At 39.1% G+C, this 20,761-nt stretch carries 26 protein-coding genes; 16 read left to right on the forward strand and 10 right to left on the reverse strand.

Annotated features, from left to right (window positions below):
- Window positions 1–52: 52 nt before the first annotated feature.
- Window positions 53–505: an OsmC family protein gene (locus tag QWT69_RS07410; protein ID WP_317970475.1), complete on the reverse strand. Its 453-nt coding sequence runs from the start codon at window positions 503–505 to the stop codon at window positions 53–55.
- Between the two features lie 160 nt (window positions 506–665).
- On the opposite strand from QWT69_RS07410, the gene QWT69_RS07415 reads away from it, so the two are divergent.
- Window positions 666–1,214 carry a manganese efflux pump MntP gene (locus QWT69_RS07415; RefSeq protein WP_317970477.1) on the forward strand — a complete coding sequence of 183 codons (549 nt, stop codon included), beginning with the start codon at window positions 666–668 and terminating at the stop codon, window positions 1,212–1,214.
- A gap of 292 nt (window positions 1,215–1,506) precedes the next feature.
- Here the strand turns inward: QWT69_RS07415 and QWT69_RS07420 are convergent, their stop codons facing one another.
- Window positions 1,507–1,875: a hypothetical protein gene (locus QWT69_RS07420; protein WP_317970479.1), complete on the reverse strand. Its 369-nt coding sequence runs from the start codon at window positions 1,873–1,875 to the stop codon at window positions 1,507–1,509.
- A 574-nt stretch (window positions 1,876–2,449) separates the two neighbouring features.
- Window positions 2,450–3,676, reverse strand: coding sequence for an MFS transporter (locus QWT69_RS07425; protein WP_317970481.1), 1,227 nt, complete (start codon window positions 3,674–3,676; stop codon window positions 2,450–2,452).
- A 264-nt stretch (window positions 3,677–3,940) separates the two neighbouring features.
- Between QWT69_RS07425 and QWT69_RS07430 the strand changes: the two genes are divergently transcribed.
- A complete protein-coding gene (locus tag QWT69_RS07430; protein ID WP_317970483.1) occupies window positions 3,941–4,120 on the forward strand; it encodes a hypothetical protein in 180 nt (59 codons plus the stop codon).
- A gap of 116 nt (window positions 4,121–4,236) precedes the next feature.
- Window positions 4,237–5,094 (forward strand): YitT family protein, encoded by an 858-nt coding sequence (locus QWT69_RS07435; RefSeq protein WP_317970485.1) that lies wholly within the window; start codon window positions 4,237–4,239, stop codon window positions 5,092–5,094.
- Between the two features lie 67 nt (window positions 5,095–5,161).
- Here QWT69_RS07435 and QWT69_RS07440 read toward each other — a convergent pair whose 3' ends face one another.
- Window positions 5,162–6,151 (reverse strand): LCP family protein, encoded by a 990-nt coding sequence (locus QWT69_RS07440; RefSeq protein ID WP_317970487.1) that lies wholly within the window; start codon window positions 6,149–6,151, stop codon window positions 5,162–5,164.
- A 320-nt stretch (window positions 6,152–6,471) separates the two neighbouring features.
- On the opposite strand from QWT69_RS07440, the gene QWT69_RS07445 reads away from it, so the two are divergent.
- On the forward strand, window positions 6,472–6,798 hold the full coding sequence (locus QWT69_RS07445; RefSeq protein WP_317970489.1) for a hypothetical protein: 327 nt from the start codon (window positions 6,472–6,474) through the stop codon (window positions 6,796–6,798).
- 205 nt (window positions 6,799–7,003) lie between these two features.
- Here the strand turns inward: QWT69_RS07445 and QWT69_RS07450 are convergent, their stop codons facing one another.
- Entirely contained in the window at window positions 7,004–7,156 is a 153-nt protein-coding gene (locus QWT69_RS07450; RefSeq protein ID WP_317970491.1) for a DUF1540 domain-containing protein, read from the reverse strand.
- 123 nt (window positions 7,157–7,279) lie between these two features.
- Between QWT69_RS07450 and QWT69_RS07455 the strand changes: the two genes are divergently transcribed.
- Window positions 7,280–8,587 (forward strand): alkaline phosphatase family protein, encoded by a 1,308-nt coding sequence (locus tag QWT69_RS07455; protein ID WP_317970493.1) that lies wholly within the window; start codon window positions 7,280–7,282, stop codon window positions 8,585–8,587.
- A gap of 55 nt (window positions 8,588–8,642) precedes the next feature.
- On the opposite strand, the gene QWT69_RS07460 is transcribed toward QWT69_RS07455, so the two are convergent.
- The gene (locus QWT69_RS07460; protein WP_317970495.1) at window positions 8,643–9,479 is read right to left on the reverse strand and encodes a S1C family serine protease; all 837 of its coding nucleotides are present in this window, start codon (window positions 9,477–9,479) and stop codon (window positions 8,643–8,645) included.
- 135 nt (window positions 9,480–9,614) lie between these two features.
- Here QWT69_RS07460 and QWT69_RS07465 point away from each other — a divergent pair, with 135 nt between their 5' ends.
- The gene (locus QWT69_RS07465) at window positions 9,615–9,917 is read left to right on the forward strand and encodes a YunC family protein (RefSeq protein ID WP_317970497.1); all 303 of its coding nucleotides are present in this window, start codon (window positions 9,615–9,617) and stop codon (window positions 9,915–9,917) included.
- Between the two features lie 71 nt (window positions 9,918–9,988).
- Here QWT69_RS07465 and QWT69_RS07470 read toward each other — a convergent pair whose 3' ends face one another.
- Window positions 9,989–10,177, reverse strand: coding sequence for a hypothetical protein (locus QWT69_RS07470; protein ID WP_317970499.1), 189 nt, complete (start codon window positions 10,175–10,177; stop codon window positions 9,989–9,991).
- Between the two features lie 185 nt (window positions 10,178–10,362).
- Here QWT69_RS07470 and cax point away from each other — a divergent pair, with 185 nt between their 5' ends.
- The 3 genes from cax (at window position 10,363) to QWT69_RS07485 (ending at window position 12,464) form a co-directional block, all read left to right on the forward strand.
- On the forward strand, window positions 10,363–11,415 hold the full coding sequence (cax, locus tag QWT69_RS07475) for a calcium/proton exchanger (RefSeq protein WP_317970501.1): 1,053 nt from the start codon (window positions 10,363–10,365) through the stop codon (window positions 11,413–11,415).
- A gap of 62 nt (window positions 11,416–11,477) precedes the next feature.
- Window positions 11,478–11,891 (forward strand): DUF948 domain-containing protein, encoded by a 414-nt coding sequence (locus tag QWT69_RS07480; protein ID WP_317970503.1) that lies wholly within the window; start codon window positions 11,478–11,480, stop codon window positions 11,889–11,891.
- A 24-nt stretch (window positions 11,892–11,915) separates the two neighbouring features.
- Complete coding sequence (locus QWT69_RS07485) at window positions 11,916–12,464, forward strand: DUF948 domain-containing protein (protein ID WP_317970505.1); 549 nt, start codon at window positions 11,916–11,918, stop codon at window positions 12,462–12,464.
- A gap of 75 nt (window positions 12,465–12,539) precedes the next feature.
- Here the strand turns inward: QWT69_RS07485 and QWT69_RS07490 are convergent, their stop codons facing one another.
- Entirely contained in the window at window positions 12,540–12,980 is a 441-nt protein-coding gene (locus QWT69_RS07490; protein WP_317970507.1) for a DUF948 domain-containing protein, read from the reverse strand.
- A 25-nt stretch (window positions 12,981–13,005) separates the two neighbouring features.
- Window positions 13,006–13,482, reverse strand: a complete 477-nt coding sequence (locus QWT69_RS07495) for a DUF948 domain-containing protein (protein ID WP_317970509.1) — start codon at window positions 13,480–13,482, stop codon at window positions 13,006–13,008.
- A gap of 149 nt (window positions 13,483–13,631) precedes the next feature.
- Here QWT69_RS07495 and QWT69_RS07500 point away from each other — a divergent pair, with 149 nt between their 5' ends.
- The 7 genes from QWT69_RS07500 (at window position 13,632) to QWT69_RS07530 (ending at window position 19,862) form a co-directional block, all read left to right on the forward strand.
- On the forward strand, window positions 13,632–14,324 hold the full coding sequence (locus QWT69_RS07500) for a Crp/Fnr family transcriptional regulator (RefSeq protein WP_317970511.1): 693 nt from the start codon (window positions 13,632–13,634) through the stop codon (window positions 14,322–14,324).
- A gap of 282 nt (window positions 14,325–14,606) precedes the next feature.
- Entirely contained in the window at window positions 14,607–14,753 is a 147-nt protein-coding gene (locus QWT69_RS07505; protein ID WP_317970513.1) for a hypothetical protein, read from the forward strand.
- A gap of 39 nt (window positions 14,754–14,792) precedes the next feature.
- Window positions 14,793–15,260: a cytochrome c oxidase subunit II gene (locus QWT69_RS07510; protein ID WP_317970515.1), complete on the forward strand. Its 468-nt coding sequence runs from the start codon at window positions 14,793–14,795 to the stop codon at window positions 15,258–15,260.
- Window positions 15,261–15,274: 14 nt separating this feature from the next.
- A complete protein-coding gene (locus QWT69_RS07515) occupies window positions 15,275–16,969 on the forward strand; it encodes a cbb3-type cytochrome c oxidase subunit I (protein ID WP_317970517.1) in 1,695 nt (564 codons plus the stop codon).
- A 74-nt stretch (window positions 16,970–17,043) separates the two neighbouring features.
- A complete protein-coding gene (locus QWT69_RS07520; protein WP_317970520.1) occupies window positions 17,044–17,676 on the forward strand; it encodes an SCO family protein in 633 nt (210 codons plus the stop codon).
- The gene (locus QWT69_RS07525; protein WP_317970522.1) at window positions 17,673–18,239 is read left to right on the forward strand and encodes a hypothetical protein; all 567 of its coding nucleotides are present in this window, start codon (window positions 17,673–17,675) and stop codon (window positions 18,237–18,239) included. The genes QWT69_RS07520 and QWT69_RS07525 overlap by 4 nt, the downstream gene beginning before the upstream one ends.
- Before the next feature lie 162 nt (window positions 18,240–18,401).
- Window positions 18,402–19,862, forward strand: coding sequence for an alanine/glycine:cation symporter family protein (locus tag QWT69_RS07530; protein ID WP_317970524.1), 1,461 nt, complete (start codon window positions 18,402–18,404; stop codon window positions 19,860–19,862).
- Window positions 19,863–19,923: 61 nt separating this feature from the next.
- On the opposite strand, the gene fdhD is transcribed toward QWT69_RS07530, so the two are convergent.
- Window positions 19,924–20,727, reverse strand: coding sequence for a formate dehydrogenase accessory sulfurtransferase FdhD (gene fdhD / locus QWT69_RS07535; RefSeq protein WP_317970526.1), 804 nt, complete (start codon window positions 20,725–20,727; stop codon window positions 19,924–19,926).
- Window positions 20,728–20,761: the final 34 nt, after the last annotated feature.

The following is a 20,761-nucleotide window of genomic DNA, read 5'->3' on the forward strand; positions in this document are numbered from 1 at the left end:
GCATGATTAGAAGGAAGTCGGCCAAATTGAATGTTTTAGCCGACGTTAACGTTCATGAAGAATACGGGAGTATTAGCTCCTTAACTTGCACTTCAACATTCCCTTGTAATGCACGGCTGATCATACAGGAAGATTCAGCTTTCTCGACTAGTTTCTTGGCCAGCATAAAATCTTTCTCACTCGCATTTTCAGCCAACATAATTGTTGGCTTATGTATAATCTTTTTATACGTGATGACGCCGTTAGTGACATCTACAATGCCCAGCGATTCCATCTGCAAATCAGACTTTTTAAGATTGCTTCGCTCCATCATGGCAGCAAGTGTGATTATATAACAAGTTGCTGCTGCCCCGAGTAACATTTCATCCGGATTCGTGCCGATTCCCGGACCATCCATTTCGGGAGGAATGGAAACTTTTGTCTTCAAGTTTTTCATCTCAATCGATCCGACATCATTTCTCAAGCCTGGCCAATTGGCATGTAAATGAAATTCGTGTTCCGCCATTCTAATCGCTTCCTTTCTAATTCATTCAAGTATAACTCACTTGACGTGTAATCCATTAGTGAAATTAAGTATGAAAACAATAGGTATTATTTCGATTAGCACAGTCTTAACAAAACCCACATATAGTAGATGATGATAAACATGTGTGTGGGGGGATTATATGTCAGTTGTGACTGTGTTATTGATTGGCATTGTAGCCAATCTGGACAATGTCGGAATCAGTATTTCCTATGGTTTGCGTTTCAATCGCATTCCATTCAAATATAATCTAACCATTTCATTTATTTCAATGGTTTTTGCGATTATCAGTTTAGAAGCAGGAGCCTACTTTGCAGATATCTTAAAGACCCAAGCTGCCAATTTAATTGGTGGGTCTTTGCTAATTGCTATTGGTATTTGGCTAATAATCAAATCGATATTCTTTGAACAAGCGCCTACAAGAAAAGAAATTACTACAATTGATTTGCGTGAAGCTGTGACTGTTGGTTTCATCATGGCATTGAACTGCTTGACAATCGGTTTTGGCGCTGGAATAACGGGTGCTCCATCTTTGCAGACAGCTTTTTCTATCGGAGTTTTCTCTATCGTTTCGATCATTATCGGTGTTGAGCTTGGCCATAAAATTGGCAACACATGGTTTGGGAAAAATGCCGATAATGTCGGTGCGATATTACTAATCATCATTGGATTGTACGAAATTTTTATTTAATAGCTTAAGGATAAAACGCATCCCTTTAGCGGAGCAATGTAAAACCGTTGATTTGCGTTCCAGCCGTTCGCTTTCCAGAGGGCGTGGCTTGGCCCTATTTCTATGCACTTCAGAAATTAAGGCATAAGTCCAGGCTCTCAAGACGAGTGCAAAGATATGCTCGAAAAGCTATCGCTTTTGCTAATCCTCTCGGAGTCAACGGCTTGCACTTCAATCAACTAAAAGTGCGGTACTTCACAATCGCAACCGTTAACTGAATAAGAAAATGACTGAAACGCAGCTATATGGCGTGTTATGTAAAGTCTTTTAAAGTTATTTCTAGTGTATCTCCATCAAGTTCTACCACAAAATTATTGTCCCAATTTACTACCTCCTTACATGTGATTGATAACTTATTATTAGACCAACCATTAAATTTAATCATGTCCATCATTTCTAATGGACTTTCCAAAAGCACCTTATTTTTTAAATTTGATTCTATTTTTTCAATACTATAATAATCAGCTATTATGAATTCTCCTGATGAAGTTACAGTTAAACTTTGATATAGATGTTGGGACTCATATTCGATAATTTCTCCACTAAGACAATCCATTTGAAATAAATAATCTGAAGTGAGAACTAGAACATTGTTATATTTCTTAGATAATGCAACAGCCACGGTAACCCTCTGAATTCACCACACCATTCATTAAAATCCTCATTCTCAAATTTTACCCATGTCCAACTTTGGGAATTCCATGGATTTGTAACATCATAAATCCTCTCCCTGTATTGTCCCGAATATGGTTGATTTATTATTTCTGCTTTGGTTATCAACTCATCCATCCTCCATAAAAAAATAAGTATTTATTTGTACTACCCTTGTTAAACTAATTGGCCCGTTTCTTGAATACAGGCCTTATAACAACTACGATTTATTGCTTGGAGCGGAAGACGGCCGACTCCGGAGGGATTAGTGTGCGCCTTAAGACCCCGCAGTGTCGCGCTCTTTGCGACCGAGGAGGCTTAAGCCACACCCCTCGGAAAGCGTGCCGTCTGGAGCGTAAAGCAACAGTTTATATACCCTATAATTTGGTCTGATTCTGGAAAGCGTGCACCGGAACGCAAAGTAACATTTAATATACTTTATAATAGCCCGATTCTGGAATGACCTTTATAAACATTATCTGTCGAAAAGAATGAAGAGTTACTATTTACTTCCTTCAATTCAATCAATTATTTTCAAAGGTGTTTTATGATTTTAAATGAATGGTTAATGCCGGCTTTTTTGCAAATTTCACATAAACAAAAAAGAACATTACGGCGCTCAGAAACCTTAGTGTTGAGTTAATATACATCGCAATCTCGACACCGAATTGGTTCAATAGCCAAATACCAATCTGAGGCGCAATGAAGGCAAACATGGATAAAAGTACATTATACGTCGTAATGCAATACGTTCTTACATCTTCAGGTGATTGTTCCAGCAACAAGTTAAATAAAAGGAGGACAACCCCTGCGAGGAAAAATCCTGAAGATGTTTGTATCAGTGTTATATAAAAAAGATTAGTTGAGAGCACCGTAAGAAAAGGAGTGGTTGCCATTCCGATAGCAGCCCATACGAAAACTAACGTGTTGGATCTTTTCTCCGCCCATTTCCGCCATAATGGAAATGACAGAAATTGCGCAGTCATGCTACCGACAGAGAACATGCTGATCCAAAAAATTGTAGCTCCGACTACGCGCACATGGTATATATTAAAAATTCCCCACGCCATCTGCCAAGCAAAATTGAAAAAAAGAGCAGCAATCAAAAATGATACGTAATTTTTATGCTTGAAAATAGACCAATCCATCGTTTTCCTTCTAATCACTTGGCCGCTCAATCCCATAGGTTCTTCATTGTGCTTCTTTAACAAGAACACTTCAAGGAGGCCAAAAACAAAGGCGATACCAAACAGGATCTGATAGGCAGTAACGCTCGCAGAAGCATCTTTCATCACAATTCCGATGATCAATGTGGAGACAAGGCCGACAATTGTTAGCAATCGATTGCGGTCACTGAAAAATTCCCCACGTCTGGATTCTTTGACTAATCCACTAATAAAGGTTTGCCACCCTATAGTAGCTACCGTATTCGGCAAATTCATCAGGGCTATGACGATAAGAAAAATCCAAGCTTGCGCAGGTTGGGAAGGGATGTATACAATCCCGATGATTAGCAGAAACATGAGCCGTGCAATCAAAACTGACATTGCCACAAGCTTTTTTTGCATTTGTGTACGGTTCAATAAGATCGCAGCCGGAATTGTCATTAATAGTGCCATTAAAGGTGGTAATGAACTGATCAATCCGACTTGATAATTGGTAGCTCCAAGTATGGTAATTGCGAAAATCGGAAAGAAGTTTCCCGAAAAATTCGTGGCCACGGTTGTTGCCATGCCGTGATAAATACTAATTTTTTCATTGTAAGGTCGCATAATATCTCCAATACTCGTAATAGTAGGGTAGTTGCCATCAACTCAAAATTATAAGCTTGATTCATAGAAATACAAGCTTTTTTATGAATATTAACGCGTTCCTGAAAATCTCGTTTTTAGAGGTCATATAAATTTTCCTGGCTCATATAAATACATCAGGAATGTTTTAGTATATGTATTGATAAATGTTCTCAATTAAGATATGATGAGTTTGAGAATACTTCTCACTCACATGGAGTGAAAAGGATTGAGAGGATGAAAATCATGCTTCGAATTATCATGTTGGCGTTATTGGCAGGTACAGTAGCAAGTATTTCAACAATCACGTTGTTTAATGGTTTTGATATTGAAGGAGCCATGATTGGACTCACTTCTTTACTATTATTATTCGGTATTACATCAGTCTTTTACTTCCAATATAAAAAACAGATTGCACACTCGTAAACTCCGGTACATGCCGGAGTTTTTTTATTTGAAAAATAGGGAGTGGTTCCAGAAGGTAAATTATCGTTCAATCGAGTATAATCAATTACCGGACATGAAATGTGTAGGAGGTACTTATGTTTTTTATTGAAGCAAAACGAATTATCGTTGTCATTTTTGGAGCGTTTCTCGTTTCCATCTCATTAAACTTTTTTTTAATCAATGCAAATGTTTATGCAAGTGGGTTTTCTGGTGCGGCACAGCTCGTTTCCAGTGTTCTAAATGATCATTTAGGTATTATAATTAGTACAGGGATTTTGCTGTTCCTATTTAATATCCCTGTATTCATCCTTGGTTGGTTCAAAGTGGGTAAAGGATTTACAATCTACAGTATCGTCTCCGTCGTTTTTACAACGCTCTTTTTGGAGATACTGCCGGTATTGTCATTATCCGACGACATCATTCTAAATGCGGTATTTGGCGGAGTGATCGCAGGGGTAGGTGTAGGACTTTCACTAAAACTTGGTGCTTCAACTGGCGGGATGGATATTGTTGCGATGGTTCTTTCGAGATTGCAAGATAAACCAATCGGCATTTACTTTCTAGCGCTTAACGGAATTATCATTGTCCTTGCAGGAATTTTATATGAACCTGAAAATGCTCTTTACACAATGGTTGCTTTATATGTTTCAATAGCTGTAATTGATATGATTCATACGCGACATGAAAAAGTTACGGCAATGATTATTACACATAAGGCTGAAGAGCTGCAAAAAGCAATTCACGAAAAAATGGTGCGTGGTATTACAATTATGCCAGCAACAGGCGCATATTCTGGCGAAAACAAAAATATGCTTTATCTTGTCATTACGCGCTATGAGTTATATGATCTTGAAAAAATTATCAATGAAGTAGATGCTCAAGCATTTACGAATATCGTGCAAACCGTGGGGATTTTCGGCTTCTTCAGAAGAGAAGGGGAGCCAGCAAAATAATAACTTTCATAAAACAGAAAAGCAGAGGGAATGAAATGTTCATTCATCCTCTGCTTTTTCTGTATGGTTAATTGACTTCATTAACGTCAGTTTCTGCTACATCAGCTGTCCCATCTAGAAATTTGTTCAATTCCTCAATGTTTTTCTCGAAATCAATTTCCAACACTCTTCCTGCGTCTACTAATGGATCGGTAAATGAATTATCGACCGGAATCCGCAGCGTTTCAACCTTGCCAGATTTATTGTCAAGAAGTCCCTTCCCGATAGACAACATTTTCATCTTATCAAGATTTGTATCGACATACGCATCCGCTGCGCCGAGTAGTTTAGGTAAATTCACTAAACTATGGAGGCTGACTGCTTCATCTTTCAGCTTGGATAGGACCTCTTGTTGCCGTTCTACACGTCCGAAGTCATTTTTACTATCATGACGGAATCGAACGTAGCCTAGCAACTGATCGCCATGCAATGTCTGCACACCAGGTTGTAATGTCATGTAAATCCCATGTGACATTGCATATGGAATGTCAACTTCGATTCCATTAGGCGCTATAATATCTGCAATTTTAGGGAAGCCTTTAAAATCGACCATTGCATAATAGTGAACGTCTAAATCGAAATTCTCTTTAATTGTCTGCCGGACGAGCTCAGGTCCGCCTATTGTAAAGGCTGTATTTATTTTCTGCATGCCATAATCGGGGATTTTGACATACGTATCTCGCATAATGGAAATTAGTTTGACTTTTTCAGTTTTTTGATTATAATTTGCAATCATCAATGTATCTGTATGACCTGCTTCTTCTTTTCTGGCATCGGATCCGAGCAAGAGAACATTGATTTCCCCGAATTGTGGTTCAGGCCCGTCGAATATTCCGAAGTCTTCATTTTGTTCTGTTAATGTTCCTTCTTCTGATAAAGCCAGACCTTCATTATACTGTGTAGTCCAATAATAAACTCCTATTAAAAGAACTACAATCAGTGTACCAATACTAATGCCGATTATTTTAATTCGTTTACTTTTCGTTTGTCTTTTTTCAATTCTGCTCAAACGGCTCACCGCCTCTTATAGTTGGAAATCTATTTTTTGTAAAGTAAAGCACGCGTTATCATACCACCAATTGCTATTTTCGGCAAGATAAATTTCCCGTGTATATAGACGTGTAGAATGAAAAAAAGTTCGAATCGCGATTATTAAAATGCTGGTAACTTCTCCTCCATTCCACTCATTCCCTAGATAGCTTGCTTATAATCCGATTTTTATCGTAAATAAAAATAGATACCCTCTTTAAACAATCTTTCAACGGCTATCTTTAACGTTTACTTTTATCAGATTACAGGGAATGGATACCTACACATATCGAAAAAGGAGGAAACGTTTTGGAACAGACAAACAATTTACAGGAATTACAAGATTTTGTTTCTAAAAACAATAAAAGGGGAGTAAAAGGAGAAACAATCATCAACCAAGCTAATCATAACGCTGAAGAAGCTATTCTATCTGATGAAGACACCGCAGGCAGACAAGTACTACAAGTGCTTAGAATCATTGTGAAAACAAAAGAGGACGCAATGTATTTTGAATATGTGTTTAATGAGCCGACTGAGTTAGAAGAGATGAATATGCAGTTGGAGAAAGTATATGCCCAATTTCCAAGAAAAATCGTCGGCTCAGAAGAGATGAATGAATTGCTTTCGAAAGTATAGTCAACTAGTGAATGTATTACTTAAAAAAACATAAAACTTGAAATTATCCCGAATCAGTATTTTATAAGTCAATGGATAATTGAGTTTTAGAATGCCACACAATTGCACATTATAGTCTTTCAGCACTATCGAAAAAAGCGGCTAATCCGCAATCCTCACTAGGATATTGGTTTAGCCGCTTGGTAGTCGTTCAGCATTTGATTCGTTATTCCGGATTAAACGTTTTACAGCCAGTATCATCCGTATCTACCGCTTCTTCTGCTGTTTGATTGGTGACATAAATAACATCAGCGTTACATCTGTTTCCGTTTGCCCAATACTTACAGTTATCCACTTCACAAAGTATTCGCTGAACCATTCTGGAACACCTCCTTTTCAAATAGTGTTCCACTTTTGCACGTAAAGATGTATGAAGTTTTTCATGCACTTCATAAGAAGTGGTATTATATAGTTTAATGAAATACCTAGGAGGCTTGAATACGTGAAACGGCTAACTGATCATTTGATCGTCATTTCTTTTGATTGTTTATCTTCAAAGGATATGCCGACATTACAACAACTTCCAAACTTCAGACGCCTGCTGGATGGAGCTGCGATCTGTAATAATGTAACGCCGATTTATCCATCAGTTACATACCCGTGTCATACATCAATTATTACGGGCAACTATCCTTCACGTCATCGAATCGTTAGAAATACGTTGATTCAGCCTGGCAAGCAGTCACCCGATTGGTATTGGCAAAGGAAATATATCCAAGGCACAACTTTGTATGATGAAGCAAAAAAACAGAAGATGAATACGGGGGCGCTGCTTTGGCCGGTTACTGCGAAAGCGAAAATTGATTATCATATCCCAGAAGTGTTCGCAAATCGCTCTTGGCATTCCCAAGTTGCCGTCTCTTTGTTGAACGGAAGTTTCTTTTATACAATCGATATGAATCGACGTTTTGGAAAACTGCGAAAAGGGATCAAGCAACCTTGGCTGGATGATTTTGTGACAGCTGCCACTGTGCATACAATTAAATCTAAAAGGCCGGATTTGCTGCTTGTCCATTTGGTAGATATTGACTACCAGCGTCATGAACATGGTTTTTTAGGCGATGAATCATTTGCGGCTCTACAACGTCAAGACGAACGGTTGGGTAAAATTATGCGTGCTATGGATGAAAGTGGGATAATGAATGACTCTACAATTATTGCACTAGGCGATCACAGTGCCTTGGATGTAACACATGTCATCAAAATGAATGCTTTTTTGCTTGAAAGTGGTTTGATTCATACAGATATCCAGGGAAAGGTAAAAGGGTGGAAGGCATTTTGCAAAAGTAACGATGGTTCCGCTTATCTATATGTAAAAGATCAAAAAGATAAACCGACAATGGATAGACTGGGTGCTCTGTTGCATTCTTTGATGCAAAATCCTAACAATGGACTTGAACGAGTATATACAGGGACCGAAGCCGCTGAATTAGGTGCTGACGGCGAAGCGGCATTTATGATTGAAGCACGGGAAGGATTTTATTTTACAGAAGAAGTCGCCGGCGAACCAATCGTTGAAATTACACAATCAGAGATCGTCTCAGGAAAGCATTGCAAAGCGGTACATGGTTATTCACCTTCAAAACCTGATTATTCGACCGTATTTATCGCCAAAGGGAATGGCATAATACCTGGCCAGGTTATTGAATCCATGAATTTGGTGGATGAAGGGCCAACTTTCGCAAGACTATTAGGGTTGGATCTTGGGGAAACGGATGGTAGGGTACTGGAAGAAATAATAAATGATTGAATAGAAATCACCGGGAACAGGAATATCCTCTTCCCGGTAGTTTAGCCTTCAGACATTAATCTACTCTTTCAAAATAAAGATCGATAGGGATGAACAAACCCACTTTTCCGAATTCATCGTGATTCAAAGTAGCGAAAACGACCCCGATTACTTCACCATCTTCATCAAGGACGGGACTGCCGCTGTTTCCACGATAAACAGGGGCTTGAATCATCATGACTTCATGTTTCCAATCCTTTAACTTCAATGGCGCTAAAATCATACCTTCATTTACAATTCCTTTAAAACTGAGTGGATTCCCGATGAAAGTAATTGGGTCATCTTTTTTTATTGTTGCATCTGGTCTCAACTTCAATGAAGGGAGATTTTCACCTTCAACTTTCAGTACGACCAAATCGATATCTTCATAACTTTCCAAGATGGTCGCTTCGTATCGTCCATCTTCCGGGTAAACGACGTAAATGGATTGATTATCTTCGATAACATGATAATTCGTAATAATGACTCCATCGTCTGAAATCGAAAAACCGGTACCTTTCCCATTTTCCGTCACGACGACAACTACGGATTCCTTGTACACCATAATTTCCTCATCCTGCGAAAGCTTTGCTGAAGTCAAGAGAAAATCGATTGCCGGTATAGAAAACACTTGAAACAATCCTGCAACTGTACTGAGTACTAACATGATTGAAATCAGCCAAATAAACCATTTTGGTACTCTTTTAGGAGGTACAGTTTTTTCTTTCTGTATTCTTGCTTCATGCTTCGCTTGTAATGCAATTTCGTTCATTTGTTCTTCAGTTAGATCTCCGTCTTCTATCAAATCCAAATCAATCTCTTCTTTTATCTCTTCATCATCATTTGTATTAAGCGTTTTATCCTCATCATTCATTTATTTTTCACATCCCGTTTTTCATAGGCAACTTCTAACATTATAGCAAGGAACAATAGAAAACGAGAGGGATTCGGTCAATTTGCACATAAGTGAAAGGATTTCCATATGTATAAATGGAAAGGGGAGAGATGATTGGTAACATTGACACCTATTATTATTGGAGGCCAACCGTTTACCGCTGTAACCGTACGCTTGCCAAAAACAACTTTGCTGACAGTTTCAAATGAGATCGGTTATATTATGTGCGGGGCGCTGGATATCGGATTACTTAATAATGTGCTTGCTGACCGGAAGATTGTTGCTGGAAGAGCTGTAGGTGTAAAAACGATTGATGAGTTGTTGAAAGCTCCATTGGAGTCCGTTACAGTTGAAGCTGAGCAATTCGGTATACGAGTAGGTATGACAGGCACAGATGCATTAATGAGGATGCAATGAAAATGAAAAGACGGAAGAGGAGTGAATTGACTCCTTTCCCGTCTTTTACTTAAAATAAGTTGTAAGCAGTCTTATTTTCTTCGCTTGTTTTGGTTTTCATTATTATTCCGCTCGTTTTGCTTGTTATTCTGCGGTTGCTGTACGGAGCTGAAAAACTCTTCACCGAATTCTGTGTTAGTGGTCTCTTGCGGTTTACGGTTTGTCTGGCGATTATTCTGCCTGTCCTTATTTTGTTGCTGTTGGTTTTGCTCTTCTCTCATTTGTAAGTAGCTCCTTTAATCGTTGTTAGGTACTGTCACCTACAAAATGTAGCATGTCCTCAAAAGTTGAAACTAACCGTATTTTGTTTTTCCAAAACTAACAAGTTGTTTGGATGCTGTTACTGTTTGTAAATTACAGGTGGAGGGAAAGATATAAAAAACTTTCATTTGAGGAGAGTGAACTTATGAATCGGCTATTTTTAATAATGGTCTTCCTGGGAGTTCCGGCAGTATTAGTCGGATCAATTATACATTTATCGGACATTCCGATTTTTATCCTCAGTTGTTTAACAATCATTGCACTTGCAAGTTTTATCGGGAGAGCGACGGAAAGCCTTGCCATTGTAAGTGGACCAAGAGTAGGTGGACTTTTAAATGCAACATTTGGTAATGCCGTTGAATTGATTATTTCCATCTTCACGTTAAAAGCAGGTCTTATTGGAATTGTATTAGCGTCCCTAACAGGTTCGGTTCTAGGGAATCTGCTTCTTGTGCTTGGCGTTTCATTTTTTGCAGGAGGATTGAAATATAAAACTCAACGGTTTGGGTTGCATGATGTAAAATATAATTCAGGACTGCTAATATTTGCGGTCATTGTAGCTTTTATTATTCCGGAGATTTTTTCACAGACTATGGATGATTCGGCAACGCTGACCTTGAGTATCGGTGTATCCATTATTTTAATCACATTGTATGTTGCAGGTCTGTTTTTTAAACTTGTTACGCATAGAGGGGTCTTCGCATCCGGCGATACAACAAATGAAGAGGAAGAACTTCCGGAATGGTCTAAGAAAAAATCGATTCTTATATTATTGTTGTCAACCGTTGCGGTCGCTTTTGTCTCGGAGCAACTTGTACATACTTTTGAAACGTTGGGGGAAAAGTTTGGTTGGACGGAATTATTCATCGGCGTCATAATCGTTGCGATTGTTGGTAACGCAGCTGAACACTTCTCGGCAATTACAATGGCGATGAAAAACAGGATGGACGTGGCAGTGGAAATTGCAGTTGGATCTACGCTGCAAGTAGCCATGTTCGTCGCTCCGATCCTAGTGCTCATTTCATTATTCATGCCTGAAAGCATGCCGCTTGTCTTTACGATACCTGAACTTGTCGCAATGGTTACAGCCACTTTGCTCGTTATCAATTTATCAAACGATGGCGAATCAAATTGGTTTGAGGGATTGACTTTATTGGCCGCATATCTAATTATTGGCATTGGATTTTTTCTATTATAGTGATTGATATAATGCTTATAAAACTGGGAATTGTGGTATGGATAGGAAAGGAGGGATAGTCTATGTTTGTTGATATTGGAGTTTTTTTAATGGCGGTCTCATTTGCGATTTTCGCGGTGTTCTTTGCTAAAAACTTATGGCGTCTATCGTTCGTCGCAAAGTCCGTGGGTGAAACGGCTAAACAGATGGAATCTTCCTTTAATGGAACACTTGATCAAGTTGAAAAAGTCCTTGATAACACACACGCTACAGCAATGGATGTGGAAGTGAAAATTAGTGCATTGAATGGAGTTTTCTACACTGTCGGCGAAGTTGGCCATACAACGGATTTGATCAGTGAAGAACTGAATGATCTGACAGTCGGATATGCAAACGGAAGAAGAGTTGAAGGTGAAAAGCCTTTTATACGTATCATTCAGGGAGCAGAGTTTGTCAAAGGGGTGATAAAATCCTGGAAGCGCGGACAAACAGTTTAAAAGGAATGAATAGGAGTGATGACGATGGATTTAACAGGAATTGGTGTTTTATTAATAGGTGTAGCATTTTTAGTTTTAGCGGTATTTTTAGCACGTGTGCTTAACCAAACGGCGAAGGTTGTCGATGGAGTAGGCAAGACAATTGAAAGGCTTCCTGACCAATTGGACGGTGTGATTAAAGAATCAGAACAACTTATCCAGAATTCTAATAACACCTTAGCAGATGTTAATGTGAAATTAGGAACACTCACTCCAGTATTCAATATTGTAGGCGATGTTGGAGAAGTGACGGGTAAGTTGACTTCTTCAGTTCATGATTTTACATTAACAGCTAAAAAGAAGATCGATACAACGGATGAAGATACAAGAAATAAAAGATTGGGTGGATTATATGGTGCATCGGCACTTGCTTATTATACAATTAGAAGTGGTAAAGAGCGGAAAAAAGTGAAATCAACATCTACTTCCAATTTATATATGAGTGGGGAACAACGGATGTTTGATGTGAACAGGATGAAAGAAGAAGCTAAAGAAGCAGCTCGGATCCATAAGCACGTAAGTGATGACCTATAAAAATTACGATAATATGTCTACAAAAACTGTCCGGATAATCAGTTCTCACTGACAATCCGGACAGCTTTTGTATAATTATAGCTCTTCTGTTACTTTTTTGATTTCTTTTTTTCGTTGTGAGAGGAAGAAGATGAAAGAGATGATGCCATATATTCCTTCATACTTTTCCTTTCTTGTGAACGTTGCTGCACTAGATGTTTGTGCTTTCAATGTATTTGTCTTTTCCAATGCGGATAGTGTCAATTGACGTGTAGCTTGGCCGGTATCTTCAACTATCTCAAATAGTGGATTCAATTTTTGTATATGTCCATTCACATTTCGAATTGTTGAATTACCCGAATGCATTACTTCACTCGTCTGTTTTGTCAAATCGTCCAACATATCAGGTAGTTTGTTTGTTGTTTTTTCTACACCTTCAAGCACATCACCCAATTTACGAACAGGTTTGATGAGAATTATGACAAGAACAGCGAAGGCAATGCCAATCACCAATACACCTATGCCCATCCAGTCCATATATGCCACCTCCAATTGTTTGTTGTCAATAATTAGTTTGTCGCGGTGAAGGAAGTTCCTTCTGTACGGGGTAAGAAGTATCTTGATGCTTCTCTTTTTCTTTTTTCACTTTGAAATACATTCTTGATACTGTTTCAGTTAACAAAGCGACTTTTTGCATCAAGTCTTTATATTTGCGTGACGGATTTTCAATTTCTGAAGATAATGTTTCAAACGAACGATTCAAATGGTTAGTAGATTGATTTAAATTGTCAGCTGATCGACTGAATCCTTCCAGTCGTTGTAGTTTATTTTCTACATCACTTGCAATTCGATTCGTTTTTTCCATCAGACTTTCCGATTTTGCGGTAACACCATTAAGCTTCGTTTCCATTCTCGACATTGTTTCTGAAATGTCATTCATACTTTTTTTTGCGCTTTTTAAAGCGATTATAACAAAGATTGCAATAAGCAACAGGGAAAGCGCAGCAATTGCCGCACTTGCATACAACAGGATTTCCATTCCACATCAACTCCATTCCAATGCTTAGTCCTTTATCTATTTTGTACCACTCTTCCCATATCTGTAAACCCTTTACGAGTAGTTACGAGTACTTCAGGTAAAATAGAACGAAATGATATAATGATTTTATAGAGATAGGAGGAATTCAGATGGACAATATCGAATCGATTTTGAAGAATACGATGTTTTTTCGAGATTTATCCAATCAGGAATTGACGCTGTTTTTACCGATTTTAAATAAAAAGAAGCTACTTGATAAGACAAACTTATTCTTGCAAGGTGATCCCATAACAAATGTTTATATTGCTACTGCAGGGAAAATTAAAATCTTTCGGCATGACCCTTCTGGTAAGGAACAAGTACTGCATTTTAAACAAGTAGGGGACCTGTTCCCGCATGTGGGATTTTTTCGACGCGGGCAGTATCCAGCGAATGCGCAAGCGATAGAGGACAGTGAAGTGTATACAGTTTCCATAAAAGACTTTGAACAAGTGCTATTGGACAATCCCTCTTTATTTATCAAACTTTTCCGTGTTCTGGGAGATCAAATTGTAAACTTGCAGCAAAGACTTGAAGAGATGGCGTTGAGAAGTGCGAATGAACGAATTCTGTTATTATTAGTAAGGCTTTGTGAGACGCATGGAACAATTGTTAAAGATGGATGGATCAAACTAAACACTCGTTTTAAAAATGCCGACTTAGCCAATATGATCGGTACGACTAGGGAATCTGTCAACCGGATGATTTCTCACTTACGAAAAGAAGATGCCGTCATTATAGAAGACGGGGAGTACTTAGTCTATGTTGATAAAATAAAGGATGAATTACTAAATATCATCTGAATTTCATTGAGAATGCCGTTTTGTTTTCCGCTCCAGCGGAATTGCAAAGCGGTTTTTTTATGTTCGAAATCGAGTTCATTAATCTGTCACTTATATGTAAATCGGCTCGCGAAAAGCTGGGAAATCCGTTGTGAAAGGGTTTGTGCATAAAGCTGCACGGATTGAATACGCATTTTTCGGTTGATTTTTGGAATGGAAAAAAGAAGTGTGATATTTATCACAGTAGTGAGAATCGTTATCAATTAATATGAAGACAACATCAAAACCACGGAGGTGAGACACATGAAAGCGACAGAGGTTCAAGTAGATCCATTAGAAGTCGAAGTTGAAAACACAGTGAAAGGTACAATGTTTTCTCTCGGTATTGTAGGATTCGTCATCCTGCTTGCATGGCTACTGCTATTCGTCATTTACATGTATCGCTATTAAGTGTCAGATTGGAATTTTAAATGAGTAGGAGGAAAAACGATGAAGATGAATCGATACGAAGAAATTTGGCTGATGTTAAGTGGTGCAATGCTTGTTATTTTCATGGTGATTACAGGATATCAAACGTTTGCGTTAGGAATGGGCCCTCCAAGTAATAAGGAGACAATTGATCCTCAGAAAGTGGATGAGACGGCACCATTTGATAAGCCGGGTGTATACAAGACGGGTGAAAACGAATATGAAGTGATCATGACCCTTGAGGTGTTCAACTTCAATCCAGGAAATATTGAAATTCCAGCAGGTTCAACAGTCACATTCGTAATGACTTCAAAAGACGTCGTACATGGTTTCCAGGTTGTGGATACGAATTTAAATGCAATGGTCATGCCAGGTCATATCCAACGGGCTACACAGAAGTTTTCAAAACCCGGTGAATATCTTGTTTTGTGCAATGAATATTGTGGCACTGGCCATCAACATATGAGTACAGTCATTACTGTTAAATAAAGGAGGATCGTACAATGAATACGACAACAGTCAATCGAAAAGGAAAAAGCACGTTGATAAAGAAGTCCGAACAATTAATGGGGATGAACCCGGCTGATGCGAAACTTACAAAAGCCTATATGAGCGTGGCGTTCATCGCATTGCTAATTGGAGGAATACTCGGTTTGCTTCAAGGGCTAGAACGTGCAGGACTTATACAACTTCCATATTGGTTCAATTATTATCAGGTTCTTACAGCACACGGTATTCTACTGGTCATTGTTTTGACGGCTTTCTTCACAATCGGGTATTTCTATGCAGGCCTTTCCCATACTCTTGGCGGTTTGCTTCCGAAAGTACGGACAATGGCATGGGTCGGTTTCTGGTTGAAAGTCGTAGGGCTAGTCATTGCAGTCGTTCCAATTATCATGAATGAAGCTACTGTCATGTATACATTTTACCCACCTATGGCAGCTTCACCTTATTTCTACATCGGTCTTGCACTAATTGTTGTAGGTATCTGGTTGTGTGCCTTCGGGGCATTTATCAACGTGGCGAAATGGCGAAAAGCGAATCCTGGAAAACATATTCCAATCTTCGCATTCTTTGCGACAGGGGTATTCGTACTTCTATTTTTCGGGAGCATCGGCGTCACAATCGAAGTATTTACATTGATTGCCTGGGCTTTCGGTTGGAAAGCAACAGTGAATGTACTGCTAAGCAGAACGCTATTTTGGTCATTCGGTCATACATTAGTGAATATCTGGTATTTGACTGCGGTCTCTGCTTGGTATGTAGTAGTTCCAAAAATTATTGGAGGCAGACGATTCAGTGATACACTGACTCGAATTGTCATCATCTTGTTGGTCATCACAAATATTCCAGGAGGTTTCCACCATCAAATTGTTGACCCGGGAATGAGTCAAACATTGAAGTTCCTTCACATGTTCATGAGTATATCCATCGGATTCCCATCTTTAATGACAGCATTTGCCATGTTCTATGTGCTTGAAAAAACAGGTCGTAAACTTGGTGGAAAGGGATTACTCGGCTGGCTGAAGAAATTGCCATGGGGCGATGTACGTTTCCTTGCGCCAATGATTGCTATGATTGCGTTCATTCCTGCGGGAGCTGGAGGAATTGCACAAACAACTAACCAACTAAACCAAGTCGTTCATAATACATTATGGGTTGTCGGACACTTCCACTTAACAGTAGGTACTTCCGTCATTCTGACTTTCTTTGGTATCAGTTATTGGCTGATCCCATACATCTCCAAACGTAGACTGACACCTCGTATGAATAAAGTCGGTGTTGTACAGACAATCATCTGGACGTTGGGAATGTTATTCATGTCAGGATCTATGCACTGGGTTGGCTTGCTTGGCTCTCCTAGAAGAACTTCCTATACAACATACGGCGACAATGCAACTGCACTCGGTTGGGATCCATACCTCATATTCCTTGCAGTAGGTGGAACTTTATTGATCATCGGAGTCCTCATTCAAGTATTTGCAGTATTCCATATGATGTTCTTTGCACCAAAAGGCGTTACAGAGTTTCCGATTGCTGAACCTGAAGTGGCGGAAAATCAAACACCTGCATGGACTGATAGATGGGGATTATGGATTGTCATTATGCTCATCGTTGTATCGATGGGATATGTTGTCCCGTTAGTGGATCTTATTGTAAATGCACCACCAGGTTCACCTCCGTTCAAAACCTGGTAAAAAAGATTGGAAGGGCGGTCCAGTTGGAAACCGGATGGCCCTTTATATTTATCATCACTCAAGGAGTGAGTAGAATGTCAAACAGAAAAACATCTATTTCAATTAGTATTGTGTTGCTTTTTGGATTCGGGTTATTTTTCGTGAGTACGGATGGGTTTACCGCATTTACAGCAGAAACAGCACGTGTTAATAAACTATTGCAAGAACAACCCCAGTTCCCATCAGTAACGCTGCAAGATAGTAAAGAACGTCAATATTCCATTGATGAATTCAATGGCAATTATGTACTCATAACTTTTTTCTATTCTGCATGCACTACAGTTTGTATCGATCTTGAATTGAATATGTCTGAGCTATATGATAAGATTCCCGAAAAATATTTTGGGCATGGCATCGATTTTTTAAGTATCAGTTTCGATCCTGATAGAGATGATCCTACAAAATTGGATCTTTATAAAAATATGTTCAATAGTGATGGGGAAACGTGGAGAATGGCGAGAATTCCAGATCAACAAGAACTAGCTGCGTTGTTGGATGAATTCGGTGTCATTGTTATTCCTGATGATTATGGAAACTTTGCACATAACTCGGCGTTTTATCTTGTGGATCCAACTGGAAGACTTGAAAAAGTAATGGACTATAAAGACGTAGATGCTGCAGCGGAATCAATTTTAGCTATATTAGATAGCGAGGCGAATCCGTTATGAAACAAACAAAATACGGTTTGGCATTGCTTCTATTTTTGGCAATTCCAATTGTTGCTCAATTGCTTGAATCAATAATGATAATGCATATGCATATGCAAATGCCGCTTCTGATTATATCAGGCTTCCTGATAGCTCCTTTTTTTCAATGGAAGTATCCCCAATTCTTTGCTGAATGGAATAAGAACGGTATACCAGGAATGCTCCTGTTCACTGTAATAATGCTGTATTGGATGATACCACGGACAATGGATGATGCGCTGACTAAGTTACCTGTAGAAGTTTTCAAGTTTATAAGTCTACCGTTTTTGGCGGGTTTACCGTTAAGAGACAGCTGGAGTAAAATAGCTAACAACGGTAAACGAATTACATTCATCGTTTTTACAACCCTCTTCTATGTGATGGGATTTCTTTATATTAAAGCGCCCGTGCAGTTGTGTAACAACTATTTGCTTATAGACCAGCTTACGTTAGGATGGGGGTATTTGACGCTGGCCATCTGCTTTTCGATCTATCTAGTGTATATTGCTTTTATAGATAGTGCTAAGCCTGCTGAGGTGGATTGATAGATTGATCCACCTTTTTTACTATGTATATGATTACGTTGTGATTATATTTCAGAATTCATTAAAAACTTCCTTTACAGTAATTAGACTATTGTATATTATCAATGTAGCCATCATAGTCTGAATATAAAATAGCTAAAAATTTGTTTAGGGGGTTACGCGTTGGAGAACTTTGTTAATCTGTTAAACGATGTTTTATGGAGTACACCAGTTATTTACATTTTACTCGGTGTTGGTTTGGTTTTCTCGATTTTGACCCGTTTCCTACAAGTGCGCCATGTAAAGGAAATGGTCAGGCTCATGTTCAAAGGGAAAAGTTCAAATGCAGGTATTTCATCGTTCCAAGCATTGTCAATTGCATTGTCCGGACGTGTTGGTACAGGGAATATTGCTGGCGTCGCGACAGCTATTTTCTACGGAGGACCCGGTGCAGTATTTTGGATGTGGGCAATCGCATTCATTGGGGCATCGAGCGCCTTTGTTGAATCGACTCTTGCACAGATTTATAAAGTGAAACAGGACGGTCAATATCGTGGGGGACCAGCATATTTCATCGAAAAAGGGATCGGGTGGAAATGGTTTGGTATGACGTTTGCGATTGCAGCTCTGATAGCCATGGCTGTCTTAATGCCGGGTGTACAGTCAAATTCGATTGCGGCAGGGATGAGTAATGCGTTCAATGTTTCACCATGGGTTACGGGTATTATTCTTATCGTATTATTAGGTTTCATTATCTTGGGTGGAGTGAAGCGGATTGCTTCGACAGCTCAAATTTTAGTGCCATTTATGGCAGTTGGTTATATTCTTTTTTCAGTAGTCATTGTACTTATGAATATTACGGCACTTCCGGAAGTCATCGGATTGATTTTTAAAAGTGCATTCGCAATGGATTCTGCATTTGGTGGAATCATCGGTATGGCAATTATGTGGGGAGTTAAACGAGGAGTCTTTTCAAACGAAGCAGGACAGGGGACAGGGGCACATGCGGCAGCTGCGGCCGAAGTTTCCCATCCCGCTAAACAAGGTCTTGTTCAAGCTTTTTCCGTCTACATCGACACGCTATTCGTCTGTTCCGCTACTGCATTCATGATTTTGTTTACCGGAATGTATAATACGCAAACAGAAGACGGTAAAGGTTTTATCGTTGAAAACTTGGCAGGAGTTGAGCAAGGACCAGGATATACGCAGGCCGCGGTCGATAGTATCCTCCCTGGCTTTGGTGCAGGATTTGTCGCGATTGCTTTGTTTTTCTTCGCATTTACAACAATCATGGCATACTACTATATTGCCGAAACGAACATCGCCTATTTATTTAGGAAAAGGAATACGCGATCAGTTATGTTTATATTAAAGATCATCATTCTGATTACAACGTTCTGGGGGACAATCAGAACTGCGGATCTTGCATGGGCGTTGGGAGATGTCGGACTCGGTATTATGGTTTGGCTCAATGTTATCGCTATCGTTATATTGGCAAAACCAGCTCTGCTTGCTTTGAAAGACTATGAACAGCAGAAAAATCTCGGATTGGATCCAGTGTTCAATCCGAAAAAACTGGGCATTAAAAATGCGACGTTCTGGGAGAATGATTATATTCCAGACAAGGAACGCAGTGATGAATAACATACTTCACTAAAGAAATCGCCTCTTATCCGGTAAAGGGATAAGAGGCGATTTGTCTATGTTAGAACGATTGGATTGCTCCGCTAATTCGGTCTGGATGCGAATAAATATTAAATGAGTTCTCGCGGATAAAACCGACAGCTGTTATGCCAAGTTCGTGTGCCAAATTGATCGCAAGTTCAGTGGGAGCTGATTTTGATAGAACGATTTCACAACCAATCTTTGCTACTTTCAAAAGAATTTCAGACGAAATTCTCCCACTGAAAACAATTACTTTATCATTTACGGGAATAGCGTTTTTTAAGCAGTGTCCATATATTTTATCCAGCGCATTATGACGACCGATATCCATTCTAGTAAGTGTAAACGCAGTGGTATCGCAAAGAGCCGCAATATGGACTCCACCCGTTTGCATGAACAAGTCCGCATTGGAATTCATCTTCTCCATCAAACTGAAGCAATCTTCCGGCGCCAAAATGACATTTTTAGTGTTCATTTGTTTGGCGGTCAAGACATCATTGGCAAATACAAAACCTTGTCTACTCATTCCGCAGCAGGACGTAATGTAGCGTTTGCTGTGCAGTTGTTCGAAAAATGGAAAGGAACGTGTTGTCTCAATGTGAACGATACCCATCGACTCATCCATTCTGATTTCGGTAATATCTTCATATTTCACAATAATTCGCTCAGATATAAGAAAACCGACTACCATATCTTCGATGAACTCCGGAGTACAAACGATCGTCAACAATTCGTTACCATTCACTTTTACAGTAATCGGGTACTCAGTTGCGATGACATCTTCTTTCTCTAGAAAACGATTATCTTCAAATCGCCAAACGGATTGTGTATGAATCCTCTCCATCTAAATTCTCCTTTCTACATGTCATTACTGCCAT

The organism is Sporosarcina oncorhynchi (genome assembly GCF_033304615.1).
Lineage (GTDB): Bacteria > Bacillota > Bacilli > Bacillales_A > Planococcaceae > Sporosarcina > Sporosarcina oncorhynchi.

Coding starts and splice junctions, on each gene's coding strand:
- QWT69_RS07505 (WP_317970513.1), top strand. CDS start 14,607: ATGAAAGCGACAGAGGTTCAAGTAGATCCATTAGAAGTCGAAGTTGAA.
- QWT69_RS07415 (WP_317970477.1), top strand. CDS start 666: ATGTCAGTTGTGACTGTGTTATTGATTGGCATTGTAGCCAATCTGGAC.
- QWT69_RS07435 (WP_317970485.1), top strand. CDS start 4,237: ATGTTTTTTATTGAAGCAAAACGAATTATCGTTGTCATTTTTGGAGCG.
- QWT69_RS07470 (WP_317970499.1), bottom strand. CDS start 10,177: ATGAGAGAAGAGCAAAACCAACAGCAACAAAATAAGGACAGGCAGAAT.
- QWT69_RS07490 (WP_317970507.1), bottom strand. CDS start 12,980: ATGGACTGGATGGGCATAGGTGTATTGGTGATTGGCATTGCCTTCGCT.
- QWT69_RS07510 (WP_317970515.1), top strand. CDS start 14,793: ATGAAGATGAATCGATACGAAGAAATTTGGCTGATGTTAAGTGGTGCA.
- QWT69_RS07425 (WP_317970481.1), bottom strand. CDS start 3,676: ATGCGACCTTACAATGAAAAAATTAGTATTTATCACGGCATGGCAACA.
- cax (WP_317970501.1), top strand. CDS start 10,363: ATGAATCGGCTATTTTTAATAATGGTCTTCCTGGGAGTTCCGGCAGTA.
- QWT69_RS07410 (WP_317970475.1), bottom strand. CDS start 505: ATGGCGGAACACGAATTTCATTTACATGCCAATTGGCCAGGCTTGAGA.
- QWT69_RS07460 (WP_317970495.1), bottom strand. CDS start 9,479: ATGAATGATGAGGATAAAACGCTTAATACAAATGATGATGAAGAGATA.
- QWT69_RS07430 (WP_317970483.1), top strand. CDS start 3,941: ATGCTTCGAATTATCATGTTGGCGTTATTGGCAGGTACAGTAGCAAGT.
- fdhD (WP_317970526.1), bottom strand. CDS start 20,727: ATGGAGAGGATTCATACACAATCCGTTTGGCGATTTGAAGATAATCGT.
- QWT69_RS07515 (WP_317970517.1), top strand. CDS start 15,275: ATGAATACGACAACAGTCAATCGAAAAGGAAAAAGCACGTTGATAAAG.
- QWT69_RS07525 (WP_317970522.1), top strand. CDS start 17,673: ATGAAACAAACAAAATACGGTTTGGCATTGCTTCTATTTTTGGCAATT.
- QWT69_RS07485 (WP_317970505.1), top strand. CDS start 11,916: ATGGATTTAACAGGAATTGGTGTTTTATTAATAGGTGTAGCATTTTTA.
- QWT69_RS07520 (WP_317970520.1), top strand. CDS start 17,044: ATGTCAAACAGAAAAACATCTATTTCAATTAGTATTGTGTTGCTTTTT.
- QWT69_RS07480 (WP_317970503.1), top strand. CDS start 11,478: ATGTTTGTTGATATTGGAGTTTTTTTAATGGCGGTCTCATTTGCGATT.
- QWT69_RS07450 (WP_317970491.1), bottom strand. CDS start 7,156: ATGGTTCAGCGAATACTTTGTGAAGTGGATAACTGTAAGTATTGGGCA.
- QWT69_RS07495 (WP_317970509.1), bottom strand. CDS start 13,482: ATGGAAATCCTGTTGTATGCAAGTGCGGCAATTGCTGCGCTTTCCCTG.
- QWT69_RS07500 (WP_317970511.1), top strand. CDS start 13,632: ATGGACAATATCGAATCGATTTTGAAGAATACGATGTTTTTTCGAGAT.